Source organism: Bacillus sp. FJAT-29937, assembly GCF_001509555.1.
GTDB lineage: Bacteria > Bacillota > Bacilli > Bacillales > Cytobacillaceae > Cytobacillus.
In genome coordinates, this window is the sequence record NZ_LMAS01000013.1 from 24,699 (window position 1) to 47,875 (window position 23,177).

The following is a 23,177-nucleotide window of genomic DNA, read 5'->3' on the forward strand; positions in this document are numbered from 1 at the left end:
CGAATGAAGGAGTTATGAAATATGCAATCTTTCTTATCCGAAGAACGTTATTCCCCAACATATAATTGGTTAGTGATGTCCAAAAGCCCTTATTTAAAAAAGAATGAGCAGAGTCCTGTAAATTGGTTAGAGTGGTCAACAGAAGGATTTGATAAAGCGCAAAGGGAAGGGAAGCTGGTGTTGATCAGTATTGGGGATCATCATTGCCATTTGAGTGCGGACATGGAACAGGAGTCGCAGAAAGATGGGGAGACAGTCCAGCTTTTAAATGATAAGTTTGTTTGCATGATGGTTGACAAGGAAGAGCGTCCGGATATTGCTTCTTTATATTTGAGCAAGTGTCAGAAGCTGGAGGGAAAAGGGAAGGGCCCGCTAAATATTTTTTTAAATTCGGATCAGGAAATTCTTTATGCTGCGATGTATTTACCGAAGGAAAGTCTTGTTGATGGCATAATAGGATTTAAAGAATTAATCACCCAGGTGTATGATCAACATGTCATAAATCGTGATTAGAAACAAATATATAGGGAATTTAGTAACAATTGCAGCTCTTGCCTTCATGCAAGAGCCTTTTTTTGCAAAAAAAATTCCGCCCTTGCTGGAGCGGATAAAAAAGAGACCTTGGATCAAATAAGAATTAATTCATAGTGGAAACAATATATAGTATTTGCGTGAATATAATAATACTATATATTGTTAGAAAGATTCTACCACATTTATTTTTTTAGAGCAAATTATTTATTATATTATTGGATATTTTCGTCCTGCCATACTAAAAATTTAATTTTCGGAATGAATTGAAAAAGAATGAGAGATTATGTAATCTAATAGTAAGGAGAATTGTAGTGAAAATTTAATAGTTTTGTAATGAAATAGTGAAAATTGACAACTTTTCTTAATATAAAACTACGTAGGACCTATACTTTTACAAGAAGAATAGAGATGGAAAGGTGAACATCATGAGGAGTAAACGGAAAAGAACAACAACATTTTCAAAAGGAAAGTTACTAATTTCACTAATGATTTGTATGACATTCGTTTTTACAACGGGCAGTACAAACTATCATAGTGAAGCATTGGCTGTTTCTAGTTTATCACAGCCGATTAATATTATGTATTCCTTACTTACAAAGAGTCATTTTGATCATACGGATGAGATGAATGGGTATGTAAATAATAAAATTCAAGCTTTTTACATATTAAAGAAAAAAATGGATCAAGAACAAGAAGTGAGAAATAATCCAGAAAATCATGCCCTAGTAAAAAATGATAAAATTAATGCAGAAACTAATCTAAAAGATAACGGTTCTTCAAAACAAGAAAACTCCCAAATAAAGAAGCAAAATGAACAAAAAGTTATATATTTAACCTTTGATGATGGACCTTCCGCCTTTACATCAGACATACTTCAAACAATGAATACATTTGACATGAAAGGCACTTTTTTTATGCTTGAGCCTAATATGAGAAAGTATCCGGAAGAATTGCAAGCTATTATCGATAACGGTCACGTCCCCGCATTACACGGCGTTTCACATAATGTCTCCAAAATCTATCGGTCGGAAAAGACAGTAGTAGATGAAATGACAAAAGCGCAGGCAACTTTAATGAAAATGACGGGTACAGGAACATCTTTAATTAGAACACCATATGGTTCCGCACCATATATGAAACCTTCCTATTTGAAAGCCGTGGAAGCAGCCGGATTTCAACTTTGGGATTGGACCGTAGATAGTGAAGATTGGAAATACCGCAATGGTGAATATGTTGAAAGAGTTATTCAACAAATCGAAAATTTCAAACATAAAGATCGACCTATTGTCATTTTACTGCATGATAGAAAATCAACAGCAGAGCATTTGCCCTCTTTGCTTACCTATTTACAAACAAACGGGTATAAAGCAGAGATATTGAATGAGCAGCTTTCTGCTTTTCACTTTTAATAAAAGCTGGACAATTAATCCGGCTTTTTTTTATGTCCAAAAAAGAGTTAAATGATTTCCATGTCATAAAAGTCTCGAATCTCCGATAAGCTTTTATGAATGAACTGTCATAAGGGGGAGATTGTTTGGCTGCTGGCTACGAAAAGGCTGCAAAATTTGAGCATGGATTTTGGCTGCAAGTATTAGGAGATCATGCAAGGTTTATCCATGATTCCCTTGCACCGTCGGAAAAAGAACTTATTCATGAAGCTAATTATTTTATTCATGTTTTTGATCAGCTCCTTGGAAGAGTAGGAGCAGAGAATTTACAGGATTTAAGCATGAAGGCAGATGAAGAAGCCAAAAAAATCAGGCAGTTTAAGCTGACTATACTCGAGCGCCATCTCGTTGGAAAAGTAAAGATTCATCTCGGGCCGACTTTTATGAATCATATGGTGAATGAGGTAGATGAGTATCTGCTTCAGTTAACGTATTTGAAAAACGGGGAGGCGCCGCCTGTATTTCATGAGCTGCATCACCATTTGCTATGGCTTTTAGATGCTGCGGGGCATGCAGGGGCAATATCAGATGGTATGGAACTTCCGGAAAAAGCGATCAATAAATTGAGTGATGAGTTTGCAAAGGATTTTGAAGCCTTTTATTTAAAGGCTGTTGAATTGACGGGATTTCTTCGCACAAACCTTTCCGAATTTCCTGCATTGAAAAAATTTAATAAAGATGTGTCATTAGAAATGAAGGTATTTATGAACTTTTTAAATGAAATTGAAGAGTTAAGATTAAATAAAGAGGCATTGGGAACATTCTCTGCTTTAATGGCAGACCATATGTTCAGAGAAGAATGCTATTATTTAACAAAGCTTGCAGAATCAACACAGGCAGAAAAACCTGATTGTAATCCTGGTAAGCCTAGATTGAAGGAATAGAAAAGTGAAACACCACCTTTTTGGTGGTCATTTTTTTGTAGATATTTAAAGATTTACTTAATTCTAGTTAGAAAGCATCATTTTTACAAATATAGAACATACGTTCTTTTTCCGGGACAAGTTTGTGTTATAATAGAGAAGCAATAGGGAGTTTTCTCAAGGGTGGTCGGCTAACCCCGTTTGAAAGGGGGTGATGCCTATGACAGTTTTCGAAACGATTATGATTATGATTTCATTTTCAAGTCTAATCCTTGCTGTCTTATCTTTTAACCACAAAAAATAGACCTCCCTTGACCTGATAATTGAGGAGAGGTCTAGTCTTTGGACTGGCCGCCGCTCAGGGAACGACAAACTATTGCGGATGACCGTGGGTGCTCCAACACCTGCGGTCATTCATTTAAATGTTATTTACAACTATAGGATAACATATGCGATTAAGAAAGTCATCCCGAAGTTCTGTACTTAAGCATCTTCCTCATCTGGCTTTATTGCCATAAATGTGGCAATGATGGCTATGACAGTAAGGCCGCTTAAGAAATAAAATAGTATCTTTTCGGTATGTTCTAAAAATAAAGCCACAGCAGGCGGACCTGCGGCAACTCCAATAAATCTCATTGAACTAAATATGGATGTAATGGTTCCTCTTTCTTCCTTTTCAATTCCACATGTTATTAAGGCATCTAAACAGGGAAGTGCTACACCTATTCCGATCCCGCCAAAGGTAAATAATATAAGCATGAACCATAATCCATTGGAAAAACTTAAAATGCCAACGGAAACGGCGGTCAATACAGTCCCTCCAAAAATGATCCATTTCATTAAAACTTTATTTTCCTTTATTATTTTTCCGGTTACAAAAGAGGCAATACATAATGCCCCTAATGGCAGAGCAAGAAACAACCCCTTCTTAATATTTATGATGTCATATTTTTTCTCGAGCACATCAGATAAGTAAAACAAAACTCCAAATAATACAAACATCATAATGACGCCAATGACAAAGATGGCATTTAGCCACTTTCCATTGTGTGTAAATGTATTTTTGATATTTTCTAAAAATTGCTTAAATGGAACGGGCTCCTCGCGTTCTCTAGGTGTTTTGACTAAAAGCCATACAAGCAATATTGCAAGTGTACAAAATACTGGAAAGGCAAAGAATGGGAGAAACCAAAAAAAACTAGCTAGAAAAGCTCCAAGTATTGGACTAAGTACTTTACCAAATGTGTTTGAAGTTTCGATTACACCGAGCGAACTGCTAACTTCATCATCGTTTTTAAACATATCTCCAATGAGTGGCATGACAATGGGAGCTGCTCCCGCTGCACCAACTCCTTGTAAAGCACGGCCGCAAAGTATGAGCCAATAAGCATCATTAGCCTTCCAAGCTGCCCATCCAGAAATAAGACCTCCGATTCCGGCAATTAGGAGGCTTGGGATTATAACCTTTTTCCGTCCTATATAGTCTGATAATCCTCCAGCAATCGGGATTAGGATGATGGCAACAATTGAATAAACGGTCAGTATCAAACTAGTTTGCAATGAGGAAATTTTAAGGTTTTTCTCCATTGCAGGCAGGACAGGAATTAGCATGGAATTTCCTAGTGTCATTACAAGAGGAATAGAAGCGAGCGAAAGAACAGCCCACTTTTTGTTATGGACGTTGCCTTTAGACTTTTTCTTAGCCTTTTGGCCTCCAATTTCTAATTTTTCAACATGCTCCATTGAACATACCATCCCCTTAATCATCATACCTAATATTAATATGTCTTTAAAAAGAGAAAGTAGTAGGGACTTTTTATGGTAAATTGTAATTGGAATACATTGACATGAATTATAATGGTTATAAAGACTGAATTGAGGAAGAAAATAATTATTTTATTCGAGGTGTTATAATGGGGAATCAAATTTTGACATTAAATATTGGCAGGCCAAATCTTCAGCTGTGGAATGGTGTAACATATAATTCCGCTATTAGAAAAAAGCCAGTGAGTGAGGTTTTACTGACAAAAAATGGATTTAAGGGGGATTCAGTTGGCAACCGTGATGTTCACGGGGGACCAGAAAGGGCTGTTTGTTTATATCCGTCTGAGCATTATATGCAATGGGAAAAAGAATTTCAAAAGCCGTTTCAAATGCCGGCGTTTGGGGAGAATATTTGTGCAGCTAATCAACTGGAGAAAAATGTTTATATTGGTGATATTTTTTCACTTGGTGAAGCCATTATCCAGGTTTCGCAAGGGAGGGTGCCATGTGCATCTATTTCTATGCATAACAAAGCAGAGAACCTGCTTAGCAGGGTGGTGGAGACTGGGTATACCGGCTATTTCTTTAGGGTTCTGCAGGAAGGTATAGTGAAGGAAGACTCTTCACTGAGATTAATGGAACGTAAGCAGGAGAAGTTCTCTGTTTTAGCGGGAAATCAACTAATGTTTCATGATCGAAAAAATCGTGCAGCAATTGAAGAGCTGATCCAGGTGGAGGAGCTTGCAGAAGCTTGGAGAAATAGGTTAAAGAAGGCTCTTTAAAAAAAATGAAAATTTCCCCTTGACTTATTTTATAATTAAGAATAATATAAAAAGCAACATAACGTACGGCGTTGACGAAGAGTAGTAACTTTTGCAGATACTTTAGAGAGCTGATGGGTGGTGCAAATCAGTGTAAATGCAATTGCGAATGGACTTCCGAGCCTCCAAACCCAACCTCCTTGGAGTAGTAGGCTTTGGCGAACGGTCTCATCGTTACAAGAGACAGGTATTCAAATGATGAACATTTTGGATATCTGTTAAGTGAGCTAATTTTTAGCTAATGAAGGTGGCACCACGGGTCTCTCGTCCTTTTTTTGGAGGGAGGCCCTTTTTGTATTTCAAAAAAAGAATAACTAAATCGCTGAGTAAGAGTAGTACAATGTTCAGAAGTATGACAGAGAGCCGGAAAGGGTGAGACCCGGTATGTGGAGAACATTTGGAATGGACTTGCGAGAGGCTTCTTGAAGGACAGTAGGGAAGCACGGAATTCCACCGTTATATGGATAGGGTATCGATTTACGTCCGTACCTGAACAAGGGAGCAGAATTCTGTTCTAAATTTGAGGTGGCACCACGGTCAAAGATACGTCCTCTATACGCACAACTATTGTGCGTATAGTGGACTTTTTTTATTTATATAACTTTTAAGGAGAGTGTAGCATGCCGAAAGTAAAGGAAATCATTATTAGCGAAATTGAAGGGGACACATTAACCCCTATTCTTATTTACCAGCGTCTTAAAGGAACAAAAAAGTTTCTATTTGAAAGCTCGCTTAAACATGAAAAGGCTGGCAGGTACTCTTTTATTGGAACAGATCCCTTTATTGAATTAATTGGTGAAGAAGATGCCAGTACAATCCTTTCAGCAAGCGGGAGGAAACAGATTCAGAAGCATCCGCTAGAAGTATTAAAAGATATACTGCCCCCGATTGAACAGGCTGAGATTCATCATTTCCCATTTTGCGGAGGGGCTGTAGGATATGTAGGCTATGATGTCATCCGCCAATATGAAAATATCGGGAAGGCTCCAAAGGATGAATTACATATTCCAGATGTTCATTTAATGTTTTTCGAGGAAGTGGTCGTGTTTGATCATCTTGAACAGAAAGTGTATTTAATCTCTATTCCACTATTTAGCGAGTTATCTGAACTGCAAACTTTACATGAAAAGAGGCTGCATGAAATTCAGCATGGCAATGTGAACAGTGACCCAGATGAAGTTTCACTTTCAACTTTTAAAGCATCCATAAAGCGGGAAGAGTTTATCGAAAAAGTGAAGCGAGCGAAAGAACATATTGTAGAAGGTGATATCTTCCAAGTGGTCCTGTCTCAGCGTTTGCAAGGAACAATTACAGGTGATCCATTTTCATTCTATCGAAAGCTTAGAGTGCAAAACCCATCCCCTTATATGTATTATTTGGACTTCGATGGCTACAAAATCGCAGGCACTTCACCGGAAAGCTTAATTAAAGTAAATGGCGGGAAGGTAACAACCAATCCAATAGCGGGAACAAGGCCTAGAGGGAAATCAGAGGTAGAAGATCAATCCAATGAAAAAGATTTATTGATTGATGAAAAGGAGCTTGCAGAGCACAGAATGCTGCTGGATTTAGGCAGAAACGACCTTGGCCGTGTGTGTGAGCTTGGTTCAATTGAAATTGAGAAGTATATGAAGATTGAGAAATACAAGCATGTCATGCACCTAGTTTCAGAAGTGAGCGGAACTTTAAAAAAGGATTTATCAGCGATCGATGCTTTAATCGCTTGTTTGCCGGCAGGAACGGTTTCTGGGGCTCCGAAAATTAGGGCGATGGAAATTATTAACGAGCTGGAGGAAGTAAAAAGAGGTGTTTATTCGGGAGCAATCGGATATTTTTCAGCGAATGGAAGTATGGACTTTGCTCTTGCCATTCGAACGATGTTAATTAAGGATCAAAAAGCATTTATACAGGCGGGTGCAGGGATCGTTCATGATTCTGTGCCAGAAAAAGAGTTTGAAGAAACGATTCATAAATTAAGAGCTTTTTTGGAGGGCCAAGATGATATTACTTATTGATAATTATGATTCATTTACTTATAACCTATATCAATATTTAGGAGAACTTGGGGAAGAAGTACATGTCGTTAGGAACGACAGGATTTCAATACAGGAGATTAAGGGAATGAAACCGGATGCCATTGTCTTGTCACCTGGGCCCGGCAGACCGGAGGATGCAGGCATTTGTTCTGCCATTATCCAATCCTTCTATGAGACGACGCCAATATTGGGAATTTGCCTTGGACATCAAGCAATCGGTTATACATTTGGAGCAAATATAACGAAAGCCAACAATATTATGCACGGGAAGATTTCTAAATTAAAACATAATGGATCAGATTTATTTGAATATTTGCCGCAGCCAATTGATATCATGCGATACCATTCTCTTGTGATTTCCGAGGAGACAATGCCTGACAGCTTCTTAGTCCTAGCAAAATCAATGGATGACAATGAAATAATGGCGATCAAACATAAGAAATTCCCGTTATTTGGCCTTCAATTTCATCCTGAGTCAATTGGCACTGCATTAGGAAAAAGAATTTTGGGAAATTTCTTAAATCATATCGGGAGGGGAAGTAACCATGAAAAGGATCTTACAGAAAATTTCTAATGGGGACTCATTAACAGAACAAGAAATAACGGAAGCAACCGAGCTTCTATTTACTGAAGATATTACGGATAGTGAAATTGCCGGTCTATTAATCGGCCTGAAAACGAAAGGAGAAACAGTTGAAGAAATTGCCGGCTTAGCTAAAGCGTTAAGGGGAAAATCACTGACGTTTAATACGAGAATTCCGAATGTTATGGATAATTGCGGAACGGGAGGAGATGGGTCGAAAAGCTTTAATATTAGCACAACTTCTGCTTTTGTTCTTGCAGGTGCTGGAATTCCAGTGGCCAAGCATGGAAACAGAAGTGTATCAAGTAAAACGGGAAGTGCGGATGTATTGGAACATCTTGGAGTGGATTTAAATTTGGATGCTGCACGCACAGAGGAAATTCTGCAAAAGGTTGGGATTGCTTTTTTATTCGCTCCACATGTACACCCGCAGCTAAAAAGGATTATGAAAGTGAGAAAAGATTTGCGAATTCCGACTGTCTTTAATTTAATCGGACCTCTTACAAATCCTGTTGAATTAGAGACACAGCTCCTCGGGATTTATCGCCGCGATTATCTCGTCCTTTTTGCAGAAGTGTTAAAGACATTAGGAAGAAAACGTGCAGTTGTCCTAAATGGGGCAGGGTTTATGGATGAGGCATCACTTCAGGGAGAGAATCATTTAGTCATTTTGGAAAATGAAAACTTGACTGAAAGGGTGCTCCATCCAGAAGAGGTAGGTCTATCTGTATACAAGAATGATGCTATTCGCGGCGGCGATTCCAAAGAGAACGCACGAATCCTTTTAGATGTGTTAAATGGAAGGAAAGGAGCTTATCGAGACACCGTTCTCCTTAATGCAGGAATTGGAATCTTCACAGCTGGAAAGGCGCAGACGATTCAAAAAGGGATTGAATCCGCAAAAGAAAGCATTGATTCGGGAGCAGCATTAAATAAACTGGAACAGCTCATTCACGAGAGCAAATTTATAAAGGAAAGGGTGATCTGAAATGACAACGATCTTAAATATCATTTTGGAAGAAAAAGAAAAGGAGGTATTGAAACTAAGGGATGAAGAATTGGACATTCATGACCAGCCGCTTAGAAAAAAGCGATCCTTTTTAAAAAAGCTTCAACAGCGGGATTCACTTGCGATTATCGCTGAATTTAAAAGAGCATCTCCTTCAAAAGGGGATATAAATCTCGGTGCTGATCCTAAGGTGCAAGCTCAATCTTATATAGAATTTGGAGCGGATGCTATTTCTGTTCTGACTGATACTCCCTTTTTTAAAGGAGGTTTTGAGGATTTATCGTTAGTTAGGGAAGCGGTTGATGCCCCGTTGCTCTGCAAGGATTTTATTATCGATGAAGTTCAGATTCTGAAGGCGAAAAGCTCTGGGGCAAATCTGATTCTGTTAATTGCTGCAGCATTAGAGGAGGAGCGTCTGAAAGAGCTATACACTTTTGCAATAAACAACGGGCTTGAAGTGCTTATGGAGGTTCATAACGAGGATGAATTATTAAAGGTCCTGCGTACAGGTGCACAAATAATCGGTGTTAATAATCGGGATTTAAAAACTTTCACAGTTGATTTAGCTATAACGGAAAAGCTTGCTCCAAAAATTAAAGCAGCAGGTGCTTTCCTCATCAGTGAAAGCGGCATTAAAACAGAAGAGGATGTTCAAAGGGTAATAGATGCTGGCGCCGACGGGATCCTTGTTGGGGAGGCATTTATGAAATCTGATAATCTCGAAAGATTAATGAAACGAATGAAACAGCCAATAAAAGAGGTGACGAACAAATGAAGGTGAAAATTTGTGGAATTAAGGACGTTGAAACCGCGTTAACAGCGGTTGAATCGGGTGCAGATGCGCTTGGGTTTGTTTTTGCAGAGAGCAAGAGGAAAATCACTTCTGAGCAAGCAAGGGAAATTATTAAAGAACTACCTGATGAGCTTCTTAAAGTTGGCGTGTTTGTGAATGAAGATCCAGATCACATCCGAAAGATTGTCGATGAAGCAGGAATTAATGTTATTCAGCTTCATGGGGATGAAACTCCAGAATATTGTGCGCAATTTTCTGTACCGGTCATTAAGGCGTTAAGCATTGAATCTCAAGACGATTTTAATCAAATGGGTAAGTATTCATGTGATTACTACCTTCTGGATAGCCCAAAAGGGAAATATCGCGGGGGGAACGGGGTCACCTTTGATTGGAATGTATTAAACGGTGAAAAATTGGACGGGAAAAAAATCATTCTTGCCGGCGGATTGTCCATTGATAATGTCGAGGAGGCCATTGAGATCGCTGCACCTTATATGGTCGATGTCAGCAGCGGGGTAGAAACAGTCGGTAAAAAGGACGTAAATAAGATAAAAAAATTTATTGATCAGGCTAAAAAGAGGTCGATGCTTGAAATTAGCTGATAAAGGACTGGAATTGGCTGATAAACGTAGAAATTTGGCTGACAAAGGACTGAAATTGGCTGACAAACGTATGAAATTGGCTGATAAAGGACTGAACTTGATTTGATAAACACAAAAACTTGCTAAGGACAGACCTGAAATAGCTGATAAACATGAAAATTACCTGACAACGGGAGGAACTATGATGACAACCTATACATTACCTGATGAACGTGGACATTTTGGTGTATTTGGGGGAAGATTTGTGCCAGAAACGTTAATGCAAGCCGTTCTTGAACTGGAATCAGAATATAAAAAGGCGCTGGAAGATCCAAAGTTCCAAAATGAGCTTAATGATCTTCTGAAAGATTATGTTGGACGGGAAACACCGTTATATTTTGCCAAAAACTTAACAAAGCATCTTCAAGGGGCCAAGATTTATTTAAAGCGAGAAGATTTAAACCATACAGGCGCACACAAAATTAATAATTCATTAGGTCAGGCTTTACTTGCAGCCCGAATGGGGAAACGAAAGATTGTCGCTGAAACAGGGGCCGGACAGCATGGAGTGGCTACTGCAACAGCCTGTGCGCTACTTAATTTAGAATGCATTATTTATATGGGAGCAGAGGATATTCGGAGGCAGCAGCTGAACGTGTTTCGAATGGAGCTTTTAGGAGCGAAGGTTGTGAGTGTTGAGTCAGGCAGTGCAACTCTTAAGGATGCTGTCAATGAGGCATTGCGCTATTGGGTAACGAATGTAGAGGATACCCATTATATTCTTGGATCTGTAATGGGACCTCATCCATTTCCAATGATTGTCCGTGATTTCCAAAGTGTCATTGGAAAGGAAACGAGGCAGCAATTTTTAGAAAAAGAAGGAAAGCTTCCTGAGGCAGTTGTAGCGTGTATCGGCGGCGGAAGCAATGCGATGGGGATGTTTTACCCATTTATAAAAGATGAAGCGGTCCGGCTGTATGGGGTGGAGGCGGCAGGATTAGGATTAGATACTTCAAAGCACGCAGCATCAATGACAAAAGGAAAACCGGGAATCCTTCATGGCGCACTCATGTATTTGCTTCAAGATGAGGATGGGCAAATTCAAGAGGCCCACTCTATTTCAGCTGGGCTTGACTACCCGGGGGTTGGACCAGAGCACAGTTATTTAAAGGATAGCGGCAGAGTAAATTACGAATCAATCACGGATGAAGAAGCAATGGAAGCCTTACAGCTCCTTTGTCAGTTAGAAGGAATTATTCCTGCCTTAGAAAGCTCACATGCAGTCGCTTATGCATTAAAGCTCGCTCCAACAATGAAGGAAGATGAAGGATTAGTCATCTGTCTATCAGGCAGAGGGGATAAAGATGTTGAAACGGTAAAAGCAAGACTAGGAGGGAATGAGTAATGAACCGAATTGAAAATGTGATGCGGACGTTGGCGGAGAATAAAGAGAAGGCATTTGTTCCTTATATAATGGCTGGAGATGGCGGATTGAGCAGTTTGGCGGAGCGGATTACTTTTTTAGAAAAAGCAGGGGCTACGGCGATTGAAATTGGCATTCCCTTTTCTGATCCTGTAGCTGACGGACCCGTTATTCAGCAAGCTGGCATAAGAGCTCTTGAAAGCGGAACGACATTGAGAGGAGTATTGGCTACAATTGCGGAAATACGCCCAATTGTACATATTCCTTTAATATTTATGACTTACATGAATCCGATCATGGCTTTCGGCATTCAAGAGTTTATTGATGAGTGTCTTCATTCAGGTGTAGATGGATTGATATTACCTGATTTGCCGATAGAAGAGGAAGATATTATAGCTCCTTACGCGGAGAAGGCTGGTATTGAGATCATTAGGCTCGTTACACTAACAAGTCCGTTAGAGCGGGTTCAAGAAATATCCAGCAAAGGGCACGGCTTTCTATATGCCGTAACTGTTAATGGGATAACTGGAGCAAGAAAAGGGTTCAATGAACAGCTTGGGGAGCATTTGAAAAAGGTAAAAAGCGTAAGCCATTTGCCTGTTTTGGCCGGCTTTGGGATAGCATCCCCATCACATGTCCGAGAAATGAACCAATTTTGTGATGGCGTTATAGTAGGAAGCAAAATCATTGAACTTTTTGAACAAGGGGATCTTGATGGAATTAAAGAGCTGATTAAAGCTTCCAAAATTGCTCATGTTGAGAATTAAGAAGGGTTTTGTTTATTAGAAAGTGAAAACGCTCGTCATGAAATGCTCATGGCGCTTGTTTTTGCCATGAGTCAATGAAAACGGTCGTTATGAAGTGTTCATGGAGCTCGTTTGTGTTAAGAGTTGGGAAAAATGGTCGTTATGAAGCGTTCATGGCTCGCGTTTTTGCTAAGAGCTAGTGAAAAGGGTCGTCATGAAGTGTTCATGGCTCGCGTTTTTGCTAAGAGCTAGTGAAAAGGGTCGTCATGAAGTGTTCATGGCTCGCGTTTTTGCTAGGAGCTAATGAAAAGGGTCGTCATGAGGTGTTCATGGCTCGCGTTTTTGCTAAGAGTTAGTGAAAAGGGTCGTCATGAAGCGTTCATGGCTCGCGTTTTTGCTATGAGTTAGTGAAAAGGCTCGTCATGAAGTGTTCATGGCTCACGCAAGAAGATTACTTAAAAAATACCGCTTCGATGACATTTATCGAAGCGGTCTTCTTATTATTTCATTTTCTTCATATTTACCTGTTTCCCACTTTTTTTCTGACTCTGTGAAGAATCATTTCCGATTTGGAATTCCTCACCTAGTTCGATATCGTTCCTTTTATCTTGTTTTTCAATTTGAGCGCGGGTTTGATTTGAATTATGTCTTCCTTGTTTAGTCACAATCATGCCTCCTTAAATAAGTCCTGCTGACAATGTTAATATGTACATCCTTCAAGTATTTTATCCTATATTTTTACCGCAAAAAAACAGACTAGCAATGGCAGCAAGTCTGTTTTAATCTTTACTTCATTATTTATGACTTATGTAAAGCGGCAGGTCCGTATGTCCCATTGCTCTGACGTAGACAAATAAATTACCCTTATGATGGATTTCATGTTCAATGGCCATTTGCACCATTTGATGACCCGTCACATTCATTCCGAAAATTTTCGACATGTCGATTTCGCGGTCTAGCTCTTCATTCGTAAGTGAAGCTAGAAGTTCTTTTGTTTTCTCTGTGAATTCTTCACCTAGCTTCGATAGGGACAATTGCGTATTCTCGAACTTCTCCATAAACGGAGATCCATTTCCCTCTTTAACTGTTTTAATGAACTTATAATAGGATGTGTAAATATGTGTCACTAATTTTTGTGCACTCATCGAAGTTTCAGTGGGCTTAAACTCGTAATTGGATTTTTCAATTTTTTCAACTAAGGCATTTGTAACATTGCGATGTGATAAAAAATGATTAACAGGGTTCATGCTTTTACCTCCAAATAAATTTATGTATACTTCAATAACTACATCCTCTTATACTTTTAACAAAAATGCAATTAAGATGCGTTCCTTTTGATATTATTCCTTACCCTATTCATAAGACTTCTCCATTCCTTTCTAAAAAAGAATGGCCGAAAATGCTGCGATTAACAAAAAAATAAATCCCTTCTTCAATCAGTATCCAAACAATGATGATCATGATAAATATATGTAACCAGGACCACATGAAATTCCCCCTTACTAACTTCAATTCTTCTTTGTATCTATATTCAAAATATTCATATGATTTCACCTTTTTAATTTCCAAAGGTGAATAATTTTTGTATAATAATATGAAGATAAGTACTAAGTCTCAGGTCCTACCAAAATATAAATCTCTAGTGTCTTATGAATTAAATCATTATTTGTTTTAATGGAAGCAGAAGAGTTGCGGAATAGATTTAGGGATTCCAATTTGAATTGTTTTGCAGGAGGGTTATTCATGGGGGACAGAAAGGTGTATCTTCTGCTTACCGATACAGGAACGTTATTTACTAGAATGATTAAGTTATATACGAAAGAATGTCATAACCATGCTTCGATTGGCTTCGACTGTGAACTGACTGAAGTGTACAGTTTTGGCAGAAAAAGACCAAGGAATCCCTTTGTTGGCGGATTTGTAAAGGAAGATATTCGGTCGGAGTTATTCAAGAATGCATCTTGTGCAGTATATGTATTTACAGTAAGTGAAAAGAAATATATTCAAATGTTAAATTTAATAAAAGAAATCGATGAAAATAAGCAAAAATATCGCTACAATTTGCTTGGCTTATTGGCCATTGCTTTAAATAAAAGAATTCATAGAAAGCACGCCTTTTTTTGCTCGCATTTTGTTGCAATGGTGTTACAAGAAGGCAGGCTCCTCGATATAAATAATAAGCATCTTTGCATGATCACCCCACAAGACCTTAAGGAAGCATCCTCTCATAGACTTATTTATCAAGGAAGTTTACAATCCTATATCACCTATAGGGAAAAATATTTAAAAGCCCAATAATATAACAAAAAAGAACCATCACTTCCTTTAAACGAGTGATGGTTCTTATGTTTTTCTCGGAATATTTTTCCCCTCACAAGATAAGGGGATTTCCCCCACAAGATAGGGAAGTTCCCCGATAGGTTAAAAATCTCCTAACTCTTACAATAAGGGTAAGTTAATCGTTTGGAATGAGGAGGAATAAACATGCAGGTAAAAGCCGCGGTTGAAGAAAAGCGCGTCAATACAATTAATAATGCATTTGCATCAAATTTTGCTAAATCTATGTTTCTATCAGTTCTTGGCTTAGTCATCCTTTCCTTTATTGGAACAAGAATGTTCACACATGTTGATTTAAATCTTTATGGTTATATGGTTGGAACAATCGTGTTTATCGGCGGGTTCTTCTATCGATTTATCGCTTGGGGCGAAAGACCGCCAACAAAGATCTTTATCAAAAAAGGCATGAAGCTGCTTTTTAGAAAATCAACGCCAAAAACATCTGTAGAGCACTTAGCTACATACAATTTCATCTGGAATAGGGGAATTTACCGATGGACCCAACACGTTCTAATCGGATGGGGATGTGTCCTTTCTTGCTTAGTAACCTTTCCTCTTGTATTCGGATGGATGTATTTCACGATGGACGACAATGGTTACTACAATATTATCGCAATGGGCATGAAGGTTATGACAGTCCCGGCAAACGGAATCATTGCAAACCTATCCTATAATGCCTTAAATATAACGGCCGTCATGGTAATCGCAGGTGTTTGCATGGCGCTTTACCGCCGCTTAAAAAATATGCAGGCTAGAGCCGAACAGAAATTTCTATACGATTTCCTTCCACTATACATGTTGTTACTAGTAAGTATTACCGGATTAGCTCTTACATTTATGAACATCTTTTTACACGGTGCGGGTCAGCCGGCAATGTCACTGATTCATCAATGGTCAGTCATCATTACACTCATTTATCTTCCATTTGGAAAGCTTGCTCATATTCCTTTCCGCCCAATGAGTGTGTTAGCGAGAAACTACAGAGAACATTATGCAGAACAAGAAACGAAAAAATGTAAGGTTTGTGGAGAAGGCTTCGTATCAGCAGAACAATCAAAGGATGTCGTCGAGGTACTCGGCGTGAATGATATCGAATTTATGACAAAGGAAGGGCATCATCTTGCAGAAATGTGCCTCCCTTGCCGAAGAAAATACCGGATTGCACAATTCTCCGGTTTCCCAACCCATGAGGTAAAAGTGAAGGAGGCAAACCAAAATGCAAAAGGTTAGTTTTAGAAATGAAAGGGATCAGTTCTTTAAAGAAGTTGAAAACCTGAATCACCCAAATGAAACTTTAATCAAAACACACTGCAGCTATTGTGCTATGCAATGTGGAATGAACTTGAGGGTAAATACAATAACAAACAAAATTATTGGGGTAGAGCCCCGTTATGATTGGCCGGTAACTTTAGGAAAAATGTGTCCGAAAGGAGTTACTGCTTATCAGCAGGTTAACAATAGCGATCGTTTACTTAGACCGTTAATTCGTGATGATCAATCGTTGAAAGGTACGAAAAATGGCTTCCGTGAAGCAAGCTGGGAAGAGGCATACAATCTTATCGTTAAAAAATTCACCGAGCTACAAGAGAATTATGGAAAAGATTCACTATCAGTGTATAGCGGCGTTTCCATGACAAATGAAAAGTGTTACTTAACCGGGAAGTTCGCTCGTGTTGGACTCCAAACACGTTACATTGATTATAATGGCCGATTCTGTATGGCTAGTGCAGCAGGTGGTTTAAATCGGTCATTAGGTATAGATAGAGGTTCAACCATTCCTTGGACTGATGTACAGGATACCGATTGTATTTTTCTTGCTGGCAGCAATACAGCAGAATGCCATCCAACGATGATGTTCCGGGTTTGGGCCATTCAAGAACGGGGCGGCTATGTGATTGTAGCCGATCCAAGAGAGACACCTGTAGCTAGAAGAGCGGATCTCCACCTTGATTTAAAAGCTGGTACTGACCTTGCACTTGCAAATGGGATTTTAAATTTACTCATTCAGAATGGCTATACGGATGAAGAATTTATTAAAAATCATACAAATGGCTTTGAAGAAACAAAGGAACTAGTTAAGGAATTTACACCAGAGTATACGAGTGCGATTACAGGTGTGGCACCTGAGAAAATTATACGTGCTGCAGAATTGTACGGGAAAGCTCCTAATGCAATTGTCATGTTTGCCAGAGGAATCGAGCAACAAATTAAAGGGGTCGATAACGTTTCTGGTTATACGAATATGGCGCTTGTTACAGGGAAAATCGGCAGGGCTAAATCGGGTGTTGCGACTATTACCGGTCAAGGAAATGGTCAGGGCGGACGTGAACATGGGCAAAAAGCCGATGCACTGCCAGGCTATCGAAAAATAGCGAATCCCGATCACGTAAAATATGTTTCAAAGGTGTGGGGAATTGAACCCGAAGAAATGCCAAAAGAGGGTGTATCCGCATTTGAAATGTTTGGATTGATGGAACAAAAGACGATTCGTGCTTTATATCTATTATGTTCTAATCCAGCCGTATCAGCACCTGATCAAAATTATGTTCGAGAGCAACTAAAAAACTTAGACTTCATGGTTTGTGTTGACTTTTATCTTTCAGAATCAGCTGAATATGCCGATGTTGTGCTGCCTACAACAACTTGGGCAGAAGATGAAGGGACAACGACAAACGTTGAAGGACGGATTATCAAGATTAATCAAGCCCAAAAACCTTTAGGCGAATCAAAGCCAGACTGGCAGATTCAAGTGGAATTAACCGAGCGGTTGGGGCGCGGAAAATACTTTTCTCACTTAAAAAACCCTGAAGACATATTTAATGAACTTCGTGTTGCTTCTAAAGGCGGAACAGCTGATTACTACGGAGTAACATGGGAAAAAATCGACAAGCAAGACGGCGTGTTCTGGCCATGTAAAGATGAAGATGATCCTGGAACACCACGATTATTTTTAGATAAAAAGTTCAATCATCCAGATGGAAGAGCAAAAATTTTTGCATTGCCATACAGGCCGTCTGCAGAAGAACCAGATGAAGAGTACCCATTACGCCTAACAAATGGCAGGGTCGTCTACCATTATTTATCAGGTAATCAAACGAGAAGAATTCAATTCCTTCACGATATGTGTCCTGATCCATATGTAGAGGTTCATCCAGAAACTGCAGCCAAGTACAATATTGAACATGAAGAATCGGTCCGTCTTTATACTCGTAGAGGCGAAGCCATTTACAAAGTGAAAATAACAGAGGCCATTCGGAAGGATACTGTCTTTGTTCCGTACCACTGGGGCCATGAAAAATCTATTAATCTCTTAACAATTGGTGCACTTGATCCAATTTCAAGAATGCCAGAATTTAAAACATGTGCCGCACAAATTGAAAAACTTGAACTAAAGAAGGTGCAGTAAATGAAAAAGAGGCTTTATTTAGAATTAGAAAACTGTATCGGATGCCGTTCCTGCCTTGCCGCATGTACACAATGCGGCGGGCATGAGGAAAGAAACAGGAACTATGTTTACGATGTAAACCCGCTTGTGAACAGGCAGACCATGCCTCTCATGTGCCTTCACTGTGTGAATCCGGCATGTGCAAGAAGCTGCCCGGCGCAAGCGATTCAGATACATGAAACCGGGGCTGTTTTATCAGCATTAGTCGAGAAATGCATTGGCTGCCAAAACTGTACGATTGCCTGCCCTTATGGAATACCGAAATTTGATACAGAACAGAACTTAATGTATAAATGTGACCTATGTATTGATCGTACGAAGGATGGCATTCCTCCAATGTGTGCGAGTGTTTGTCCATCTAATACGCTTCAATGGCTGACAGATGAAGAAATTGAAAATAAGAAAAAGCAATTCAATCTTGATAATGGCAAATGGGTAACGAGCCTGCCTTATCTTGAAGGTGATACGAACGTGAAAGTCAATCTGCCTGGTATTTTACAAGGCGTAACTAAGTTGTTTTAGGAGGGATTCAAGTGCCATCAGATAAAAATAATAAAATCCCCTTTCAAGAAGATAATTACACTCACAATATTAATCAGAATAATGAACGGAAGCTCGACCGACGCGGCTTCATGAAAACGTTAGTGGGAGCAGCAGGGGTGTTCGCTGTTTCCTCCCTTCCTTGGGGTGCGGTTGCAGCAAAAGAATTATTGGGTCTTGGAGAGAAGGAATATCCTCATAAAAAAATTATCGATATTGAAAAGCTCCCAATTGGAGATGCCGTGGATTTCAAATTTCCAGGAGAGCATGATGATGCGATTCTAATAAGATTATCTGAAAATAAATATGTTGCCTACCAAAATGCATGCACACATTTACGCTGTCCCGTTTTTTGGGTGAAGGATCAAGGAGAAATGGTTTGTCCTTGTCACCACGGAAAATTTGATGTTCAAACAGGTGCCCCAACTGCTGGACCACCAAGACGGCCTCTTCCGGAAATTCAAGTAAAAGTTGAGAAGGGTGCTGTATATGCAGTAAAGGTGAAAAGATATGAAGCGTAGTTACGTTGGAGTCTTTGTCCTAGCTGCCGTATTGTTTCTCAATATCGTATTTACGCAATACATGGTCCATCAATTCTTTTACGAAAACTATGTGAATACGTTAATATTTTGCGGATTGAATATGATCCTATTTCCAATTGCTTGGTTAGCTTATAAAAAGATGAAAAATGTAAAGGCGTGAAGCATATGAACAGTGAAACATATCTTGATTTTTGTTTTATGAGAATGCCTTCAGGAAATTTTACTGGTGAAATTGATCAAATGCTGACAAAGCTTTTTGCTGGTGTCCGTTTGAACTGGTATTTAGAAGAAAAAATCGAAAATGATGTAGAAATCGTTATTGCTGAAGTAAAGGGTATGAGTAAATGGAATTCAGAGGATGAAACAGCTGCCTTTATCGAGGATCATGCAGATTTGGCTTTCTGGGAATACCTTCAAGGCTATAAAATGTTTATCTACCCTGCAAAGAGAGGATGCTCAAGCTGTGGAGCCCATTGAAATGGAAACTTTAGATTCATTTGTAAAAAAGAGAGTAAATGTAGCAATTTTAGATCAGGAGAATGGGAATCAAGCCCCATTTGTGGAAAAAACGATTGCAAGAACGGGGCTATGCCCAGATGGGACACATCTTCGGATTTATTTTGATGACAGATATTTCTTCGCGGTCCCGCTAACGGCGAAAGTTATTTTAAATGATAGTGAATGGTCAGCCTTGGATGAGCAATCAGGTTTAAATTATGTGATTAGAAGAGAGAGTGGTTTGAATGGTTAAAAAAATACAGCTTCCATTACAAACATTAAACCTAGTCGTCGGTTTCATGGTCTGGGTATTAATTTCATCATTAATGCCTTTTATTAAAGAGGATATTGCCATACCTGCAAATCAATTGGCACTTGTAACAGCTGTTCCTGTTATCCTTGGCTCCATTCTTAGAATTCCATTAGGTTATTATGCGAATCAATTTGGTGCCCGAACAATTTTTTTAATCAGCTTTGTTTTGCTGATTTTCCCAGTGTATTATATTAGTATTGCTAAAACGATTACTGATTTATTAATTGGCGGCTTATTCCTAGGATTAGGAGGAGCGGTTTTCTCTGTTGGGGTAACCTCTCTGCCAAAATATTATCCAAAGGAGCGCCATGGATTTGTAAACGGTATTTATGGAGCTGGTAACCTTGGTACGGCGGTATCAGCATTTGGAGCACCAGTACTTGCTTCCAAGTTTGGCTGGTCTACTACAGTTCAGTTTTATCTAATTATTTTAGCTATTTTCATCATTGCCAACTTCTTTTTAGGAGATAAAAAAGAACATCGCGTCAAAACACCTTTACTAGAACAAATTAAGGGTGTATACAAAAATGAAAAGCTATGGCTATTAAGTTTATTTTACTTTATTACTTTCGGTTCATTTGTTGCCTTTACTATTTATCTGCCAAACTTCCTAGTTGCCAACTTCGGGCTTGATAAAGTAGATGCCGGTTTAAGAACGGCCGGGTTCATCGTGATTGCTACTATTATGAGACCACTTGGCGGCTGGTTAGCTGACCGTTTTCATTCTCTCATTTTATTAATGTTCGTTTTTGGAGTATATACAGTTTCTGCAATGATTCTATCCTTCGCTCCATCCATTGGCTGGTACACATTTGGCTGTTTAACGATTGCCCTATGTGCAGGTGTCGGAAACGGTGTAATATTTAAACTCGTTCCAATGTATTTTCATAAGCAGGCAGGAATCGTCAATGGGATTGTTTCTGCGATGGGCGGACTTGGAGGATTTTTCCCTCCATTAATTCTAACAATTCTGTTTAATATTACAGGCCATTATGCTATCGGGTTTATGGCGTTATCTGAAGTCGCTTTAGCAAGTTTAATATTAGTTATCTGGATGTATTACCAAGGAAAAATGGGGATCGCTAAAGAGGTAATTGATCATACAGTTGAAGGGATCCTTGTAACGGATACTCATGGAAAAATTATTTCAGTAAACCCCGCTTTTTCTAAAATTACAGGGTATACAGAGAGTGAAGTCATCGGCAAGAATCCGAATATCTTAAAATCAGGCATGCAATCGAAAGAATTTTACGAAAGCCTATGGAGATCGATTGAAGCAAACGGATTCTGGCAAGGAGAGGTTTGGAATAAACGCAAGGATGGAGAATCATATCTGCAATGGCTAACGATTAGTGCCATTAAAAATGATGCAGGCGAAATTGTGCAGTATGCGGGAATGTTTAGTGATATGTCGAGCAGAAATGTGAAAGAAGCTTAAGTGAGTGAGGAGGGTAGGTATGGATACAAAATCAGCTAAAAGAAATATTAGTTCCTATATCATTCAGTCCCAAGAAGATGAAATCAAGCGGATAGCCGTTGAACTTCACGAAGGTGTTGGGCAAAATTTGTATAGTATTTATACAGGTATGCAATTCATTCAATCAGCTGTTGAAGAAGATACGATAAAAGGCTATGTCGGCGGCATGGTTGAATTACTGGAAAGAACGATTCAAGAAATTAGGCTGATCTCGGTTGAATTACACCCTCCCACTTTAACAACGCTCGGACTTCTGCCGGCAATGAAAAGCTATATAAAGCTTTATACTTCTACCTATGGGATCGAGGTTCATTTAAAGAGTTTTGGCGAAGAGGTCCCTCTTGATGAGAAGAAAAGGATTACATTATTCCGAGTTTGTCAGGAGGCCTTAGCTAATATTGCCAGATATGCGGACACAGTAAATGCGGAGGTAACCTTTATTTGGGAGCAAAGCCATTTGCGGATCCTCATTAAAGATGCTGGAAAAGGCTTTGATATGGAAAAAGGAATGAATCAATCGACTGGCCTAGCCGCCATGCAGGAGCGCATGCTTTTAATTGGCGGACAATGGTTTCTTTCTTCAAAAATAGGGGAAGGCACACAGATTGAACTGCAGTTGCCAATATAATAGTTCAGACATTAGAGGGATTTGCTGCATGCAATCCCTTATTATATTTTTGGCACACTAAACTAGGAGTCTTGTGAATATTTTTATATAATGGATTACATAGAAAAATGAAAACGAATGGGGGAGATGACTTGATTAAGATTCTTCTTTGTGATGATCATGCCGTTGTCAGAATGGGATTAAAAATGCTTTTAAATAATCATCCGGACATAGAGGTTGTCGGTGAAGCATCTGAGGGAAATGAGGGGATCCAAAAATCACTTGAGCTTAATCCGAATGTTGTGGTCATGGATTTAAGTATGCCACATGGCAGAGATGGATTATCGGCTACTACTGAATTAAAAAAACTATTGCCAAATACGGCTATCCTCATTCTTACTATGCATGATGATGAAGAGTATTTGTTTAGAGCTATCCAAGCAGGAGCTTCAGGCTGCATATTGAAAAGTGCCCCACATGATGAACTGCTGGCGGCTATTCGTTCCGTTGCTAATGGCAATGCATATTTGCATCCATCAGCCACGAAAAGATTAATGGAGGAGTACCTATTCGGAGTTAAACAAGGGAATACAGATACTTTTAACCTGTTGTCTGATCGGGAAAAGGAAGTTCTTACCTTTATTGCCAAAGGATTTTCAAATAAAGAGATTGCGGAGCAGCTAGTCATTAGTGTGAAAACAGTCGAAACACATAAGAGTAACTTAATGGAGAAGCTTCAAATGAAAACAAGGCCAGAGCTTGTTGAATTAGCTTTGAAAAAGGGGTTATTAGGATATGGAATTTAAGGGATGGTCAA

27 protein-coding genes and 2 other annotated features are annotated in these 23,177 nt (G+C 39.1%); of the genes, 23 read left to right on the forward strand and 4 right to left on the reverse strand.

Features of this window, described 5'->3' with window-relative positions; all coding sequences use genetic code 11:
- Nucleotides 1-21: 21 nt before the first annotated feature.
- The 4 genes from AR328_RS19825 to AR328_RS23590 all read left to right on the forward strand — a co-directional run bounded on the left by AR328_RS19825 (nt 22) and on the right by AR328_RS23590 (nt 3,149).
- Entirely contained in the window at nt 22-513 is a 492-nt protein-coding gene (locus AR328_RS19825) for a DUF255 domain-containing protein (RefSeq protein ID WP_066300582.1), read from the forward strand.
- 446 nt (nt 514-959) lie between these two features.
- On the forward strand, nt 960-1,943 hold the full coding sequence (locus AR328_RS19830) for a polysaccharide deacetylase family protein (protein ID WP_066300584.1): 984 nt from the start codon (nt 960-962) through the stop codon (nt 1,941-1,943).
- Between the two features lie 125 nt (nt 1,944-2,068).
- Nucleotides 2,069-2,866, forward strand: a complete 798-nt coding sequence (locus AR328_RS19835) for a DUF2935 domain-containing protein (RefSeq protein ID WP_066300586.1) — start codon at nt 2,069-2,071, stop codon at nt 2,864-2,866.
- Between the two features lie 226 nt (nt 2,867-3,092).
- A complete protein-coding gene (locus AR328_RS23590; protein ID WP_442854472.1) occupies nt 3,093-3,149 on the forward strand; it encodes a hypothetical protein in 57 nt (18 codons plus the stop codon).
- A 179-nt stretch (nt 3,150-3,328) separates the two neighbouring features.
- Here the strand turns inward: AR328_RS23590 and AR328_RS19840 are convergent, their stop codons facing one another.
- The gene (locus AR328_RS19840) at nt 3,329-4,588 is read right to left on the reverse strand and encodes an MFS transporter (protein WP_066300588.1); all 1,260 of its coding nucleotides are present in this window, start codon (nt 4,586-4,588) and stop codon (nt 3,329-3,331) included.
- Nucleotides 4,589-4,758: 170 nt separating this feature from the next.
- Between AR328_RS19840 and AR328_RS19845 the strand changes: the two genes are divergently transcribed.
- The 8 genes from AR328_RS19845 to trpA all read left to right on the forward strand — a co-directional run bounded on the left by AR328_RS19845 (nt 4,759) and on the right by trpA (nt 12,622).
- A complete protein-coding gene (locus tag AR328_RS19845; RefSeq protein WP_066300591.1) occupies nt 4,759-5,391 on the forward strand; it encodes an MOSC domain-containing protein in 633 nt (210 codons plus the stop codon).
- Between the two features lie 62 nt (nt 5,392-5,453).
- Nucleotides 5,454-5,705 (forward strand) — a binding site (T-box leader).
- A 38-nt stretch (nt 5,706-5,743) separates the two neighbouring features.
- Nucleotides 5,744-5,986 (forward strand) — a binding site (T-box leader).
- A gap of 64 nt (nt 5,987-6,050) precedes the next feature.
- On the forward strand, nt 6,051-7,445 hold the full coding sequence (gene trpE / locus AR328_RS19850) for an anthranilate synthase component I (RefSeq protein WP_066300594.1): 1,395 nt from the start codon (nt 6,051-6,053) through the stop codon (nt 7,443-7,445).
- Entirely contained in the window at nt 7,429-8,040 is a 612-nt protein-coding gene (locus tag AR328_RS19855; protein ID WP_066300598.1) for an anthranilate synthase component II, read from the forward strand. Before trpE ends, AR328_RS19855 begins: the two co-directional genes overlap by 17 nt.
- Nucleotides 8,012-9,037, forward strand: a complete 1,026-nt coding sequence (gene trpD, locus AR328_RS19860; RefSeq protein ID WP_066300601.1) for an anthranilate phosphoribosyltransferase — start codon at nt 8,012-8,014, stop codon at nt 9,035-9,037. Before AR328_RS19855 ends, trpD begins: the two co-directional genes overlap by 29 nt.
- Before the next feature lies 1 nt (nt 9,038).
- Nucleotides 9,039-9,833 carry an indole-3-glycerol phosphate synthase TrpC gene (gene trpC / locus AR328_RS19865; protein ID WP_066300604.1) on the forward strand — a complete coding sequence of 265 codons (795 nt, stop codon included), beginning with the start codon at nt 9,039-9,041 and terminating at the stop codon, nt 9,831-9,833.
- On the forward strand, nt 9,830-10,453 hold the full coding sequence (locus AR328_RS19870; protein ID WP_066300610.1) for a phosphoribosylanthranilate isomerase: 624 nt from the start codon (nt 9,830-9,832) through the stop codon (nt 10,451-10,453). The genes trpC and AR328_RS19870 overlap by 4 nt, the downstream gene beginning before the upstream one ends.
- A gap of 184 nt (nt 10,454-10,637) precedes the next feature.
- Nucleotides 10,638-11,837 carry a tryptophan synthase subunit beta gene (gene trpB / locus AR328_RS19875; RefSeq protein ID WP_197414504.1) on the forward strand — a complete coding sequence of 400 codons (1,200 nt, stop codon included), beginning with the start codon at nt 10,638-10,640 and terminating at the stop codon, nt 11,835-11,837.
- Complete coding sequence (trpA, locus tag AR328_RS19880) at nt 11,837-12,622, forward strand: tryptophan synthase subunit alpha (RefSeq protein WP_066300622.1); 786 nt, start codon at nt 11,837-11,839, stop codon at nt 12,620-12,622. Before trpB ends, trpA begins: the two co-directional genes overlap by 1 nt.
- 479 nt (nt 12,623-13,101) lie before the next feature.
- Here trpA and AR328_RS22935 read toward each other — a convergent pair whose 3' ends face one another.
- The 3 genes from AR328_RS22935 to AR328_RS23360 all read right to left on the reverse strand — a co-directional run bounded on the left by AR328_RS22935 (nt 13,102) and on the right by AR328_RS23360 (nt 14,089).
- Entirely contained in the window at nt 13,102-13,266 is a 165-nt protein-coding gene (locus AR328_RS22935) for a hypothetical protein (protein WP_197414501.1), read from the reverse strand.
- A gap of 129 nt (nt 13,267-13,395) precedes the next feature.
- Nucleotides 13,396-13,848 carry a DinB family protein gene (locus AR328_RS19885; RefSeq protein WP_066300624.1) on the reverse strand — a complete coding sequence of 151 codons (453 nt, stop codon included), beginning with the start codon at nt 13,846-13,848 and terminating at the stop codon, nt 13,396-13,398.
- 109 nt (nt 13,849-13,957) lie between these two features.
- A complete protein-coding gene (locus AR328_RS23360) occupies nt 13,958-14,089 on the reverse strand; it encodes a hypothetical protein (protein WP_269433534.1) in 132 nt (43 codons plus the stop codon).
- A 255-nt stretch (nt 14,090-14,344) separates the two neighbouring features.
- Between AR328_RS23360 and AR328_RS19890 the strand changes: the two genes are divergently transcribed.
- The 11 genes from AR328_RS19890 (at nt 14,345) to AR328_RS19940 (ending at nt 23,166) form a co-directional block, all read left to right on the forward strand.
- Nucleotides 14,345-14,899: a hypothetical protein gene (locus AR328_RS19890; protein WP_066300627.1), complete on the forward strand. Its 555-nt coding sequence runs from the start codon at nt 14,345-14,347 to the stop codon at nt 14,897-14,899.
- Nucleotides 14,900-15,085: 186 nt separating this feature from the next.
- Nucleotides 15,086-16,168 carry a hypothetical protein gene (locus AR328_RS19895; protein ID WP_066300634.1) on the forward strand — a complete coding sequence of 361 codons (1,083 nt, stop codon included), beginning with the start codon at nt 15,086-15,088 and terminating at the stop codon, nt 16,166-16,168.
- Complete coding sequence (locus AR328_RS19900; protein WP_066300637.1) at nt 16,155-18,344, forward strand: molybdopterin oxidoreductase family protein; 2,190 nt, start codon at nt 16,155-16,157, stop codon at nt 18,342-18,344. Before AR328_RS19895 ends, AR328_RS19900 begins: the two co-directional genes overlap by 14 nt.
- Nucleotides 18,345-18,905 (forward strand): 4Fe-4S dicluster domain-containing protein, encoded by a 561-nt coding sequence (locus AR328_RS19905; protein ID WP_066300640.1) that lies wholly within the window; start codon nt 18,345-18,347, stop codon nt 18,903-18,905.
- A gap of 11 nt (nt 18,906-18,916) precedes the next feature.
- Complete coding sequence (locus AR328_RS19910; RefSeq protein ID WP_066300643.1) at nt 18,917-19,444, forward strand: Rieske (2Fe-2S) protein; 528 nt, start codon at nt 18,917-18,919, stop codon at nt 19,442-19,444.
- Nucleotides 19,434-19,625: a hypothetical protein gene (locus AR328_RS19915; protein ID WP_066300646.1), complete on the forward strand. Its 192-nt coding sequence runs from the start codon at nt 19,434-19,436 to the stop codon at nt 19,623-19,625. The genes AR328_RS19910 and AR328_RS19915 overlap by 11 nt, the downstream gene beginning before the upstream one ends.
- Nucleotides 19,626-19,630: 5 nt before the next feature.
- Nucleotides 19,631-19,942, forward strand: coding sequence for a hypothetical protein (locus tag AR328_RS19920; protein WP_066300649.1), 312 nt, complete (start codon nt 19,631-19,633; stop codon nt 19,940-19,942).
- 1 nt (nt 19,943) lies between these two features.
- On the forward strand, nt 19,944-20,216 hold the full coding sequence (locus tag AR328_RS19925) for a hypothetical protein (protein ID WP_231735039.1): 273 nt from the start codon (nt 19,944-19,946) through the stop codon (nt 20,214-20,216).
- Complete coding sequence (locus tag AR328_RS19930) at nt 20,209-21,714, forward strand: nitrate/nitrite transporter (RefSeq protein WP_066300660.1); 1,506 nt, start codon at nt 20,209-20,211, stop codon at nt 21,712-21,714. Before AR328_RS19925 ends, AR328_RS19930 begins: the two co-directional genes overlap by 8 nt.
- Nucleotides 21,715-21,733: 19 nt before the next feature.
- On the forward strand, nt 21,734-22,381 hold the full coding sequence (locus tag AR328_RS19935; protein WP_066300662.1) for a sensor histidine kinase: 648 nt from the start codon (nt 21,734-21,736) through the stop codon (nt 22,379-22,381).
- 131 nt (nt 22,382-22,512) lie between these two features.
- Nucleotides 22,513-23,166, forward strand: coding sequence for a response regulator (locus tag AR328_RS19940; RefSeq protein WP_066300665.1), 654 nt, complete (start codon nt 22,513-22,515; stop codon nt 23,164-23,166).
- The last annotated feature ends 11 nt before the right edge of the window (nt 23,167-23,177 follow it).

What these genes read in the sequence shown, in the direction of transcription:
- AR328_RS19840 (WP_066300588.1), bottom strand. Translation starts at nt 4,588, where the DNA reads ATGGAGCATGTTGAAAAATTAGAAATTGGAGGCCAAAAGGCTAAGAAA.
- AR328_RS19825 (WP_066300582.1), top strand. Translation starts at nt 22, where the DNA reads ATGCAATCTTTCTTATCCGAAGAACGTTATTCCCCAACATATAATTGG.
- AR328_RS19900 (WP_066300637.1), top strand. Translation starts at nt 16,155, where the DNA reads ATGCAAAAGGTTAGTTTTAGAAATGAAAGGGATCAGTTCTTTAAAGAA.
- AR328_RS19925 (WP_231735039.1), top strand. Translation starts at nt 19,944, where the DNA reads ATGGAAACTTTAGATTCATTTGTAAAAAAGAGAGTAAATGTAGCAATT.
- AR328_RS19905 (WP_066300640.1), top strand. Translation starts at nt 18,345, where the DNA reads ATGAAAAAGAGGCTTTATTTAGAATTAGAAAACTGTATCGGATGCCGT.
- trpE (WP_066300594.1), top strand. Translation starts at nt 6,051, where the DNA reads ATGCCGAAAGTAAAGGAAATCATTATTAGCGAAATTGAAGGGGACACA.
- trpC (WP_066300604.1), top strand. Translation starts at nt 9,039, where the DNA reads ATGACAACGATCTTAAATATCATTTTGGAAGAAAAAGAAAAGGAGGTA.
- AR328_RS19845 (WP_066300591.1), top strand. Translation starts at nt 4,759, where the DNA reads ATGGGGAATCAAATTTTGACATTAAATATTGGCAGGCCAAATCTTCAG.
- AR328_RS19830 (WP_066300584.1), top strand. Translation starts at nt 960, where the DNA reads ATGAGGAGTAAACGGAAAAGAACAACAACATTTTCAAAAGGAAAGTTA.
- AR328_RS19915 (WP_066300646.1), top strand. Translation starts at nt 19,434, where the DNA reads ATGAAGCGTAGTTACGTTGGAGTCTTTGTCCTAGCTGCCGTATTGTTT.
- AR328_RS19935 (WP_066300662.1), top strand. Translation starts at nt 21,734, where the DNA reads ATGGATACAAAATCAGCTAAAAGAAATATTAGTTCCTATATCATTCAG.
- AR328_RS19895 (WP_066300634.1), top strand. Translation starts at nt 15,086, where the DNA reads ATGCAGGTAAAAGCCGCGGTTGAAGAAAAGCGCGTCAATACAATTAAT.
- AR328_RS19930 (WP_066300660.1), top strand. Translation starts at nt 20,209, where the DNA reads ATGGTTAAAAAAATACAGCTTCCATTACAAACATTAAACCTAGTCGTC.
- trpA (WP_066300622.1), top strand. Translation starts at nt 11,837, where the DNA reads ATGAACCGAATTGAAAATGTGATGCGGACGTTGGCGGAGAATAAAGAG.
- AR328_RS19920 (WP_066300649.1), top strand. Translation starts at nt 19,631, where the DNA reads ATGAACAGTGAAACATATCTTGATTTTTGTTTTATGAGAATGCCTTCA.
- AR328_RS19870 (WP_066300610.1), top strand. Translation starts at nt 9,830, where the DNA reads ATGAAGGTGAAAATTTGTGGAATTAAGGACGTTGAAACCGCGTTAACA.
- AR328_RS19855 (WP_066300598.1), top strand. Translation starts at nt 7,429, where the DNA reads ATGATATTACTTATTGATAATTATGATTCATTTACTTATAACCTATAT.
- AR328_RS19885 (WP_066300624.1), bottom strand. Translation starts at nt 13,848, where the DNA reads ATGAACCCTGTTAATCATTTTTTATCACATCGCAATGTTACAAATGCC.
- trpD (WP_066300601.1), top strand. Translation starts at nt 8,012, where the DNA reads ATGAAAAGGATCTTACAGAAAATTTCTAATGGGGACTCATTAACAGAA.
- trpB (WP_197414504.1), top strand. Translation starts at nt 10,638, where the DNA reads ATGACAACCTATACATTACCTGATGAACGTGGACATTTTGGTGTATTT.
- AR328_RS23360 (WP_269433534.1), bottom strand. Translation starts at nt 14,089, where the DNA reads ATGTGGTCCTGGTTACATATATTTATCATGATCATCATTGTTTGGATA.
- AR328_RS19890 (WP_066300627.1), top strand. Translation starts at nt 14,345, where the DNA reads ATGGGGGACAGAAAGGTGTATCTTCTGCTTACCGATACAGGAACGTTA.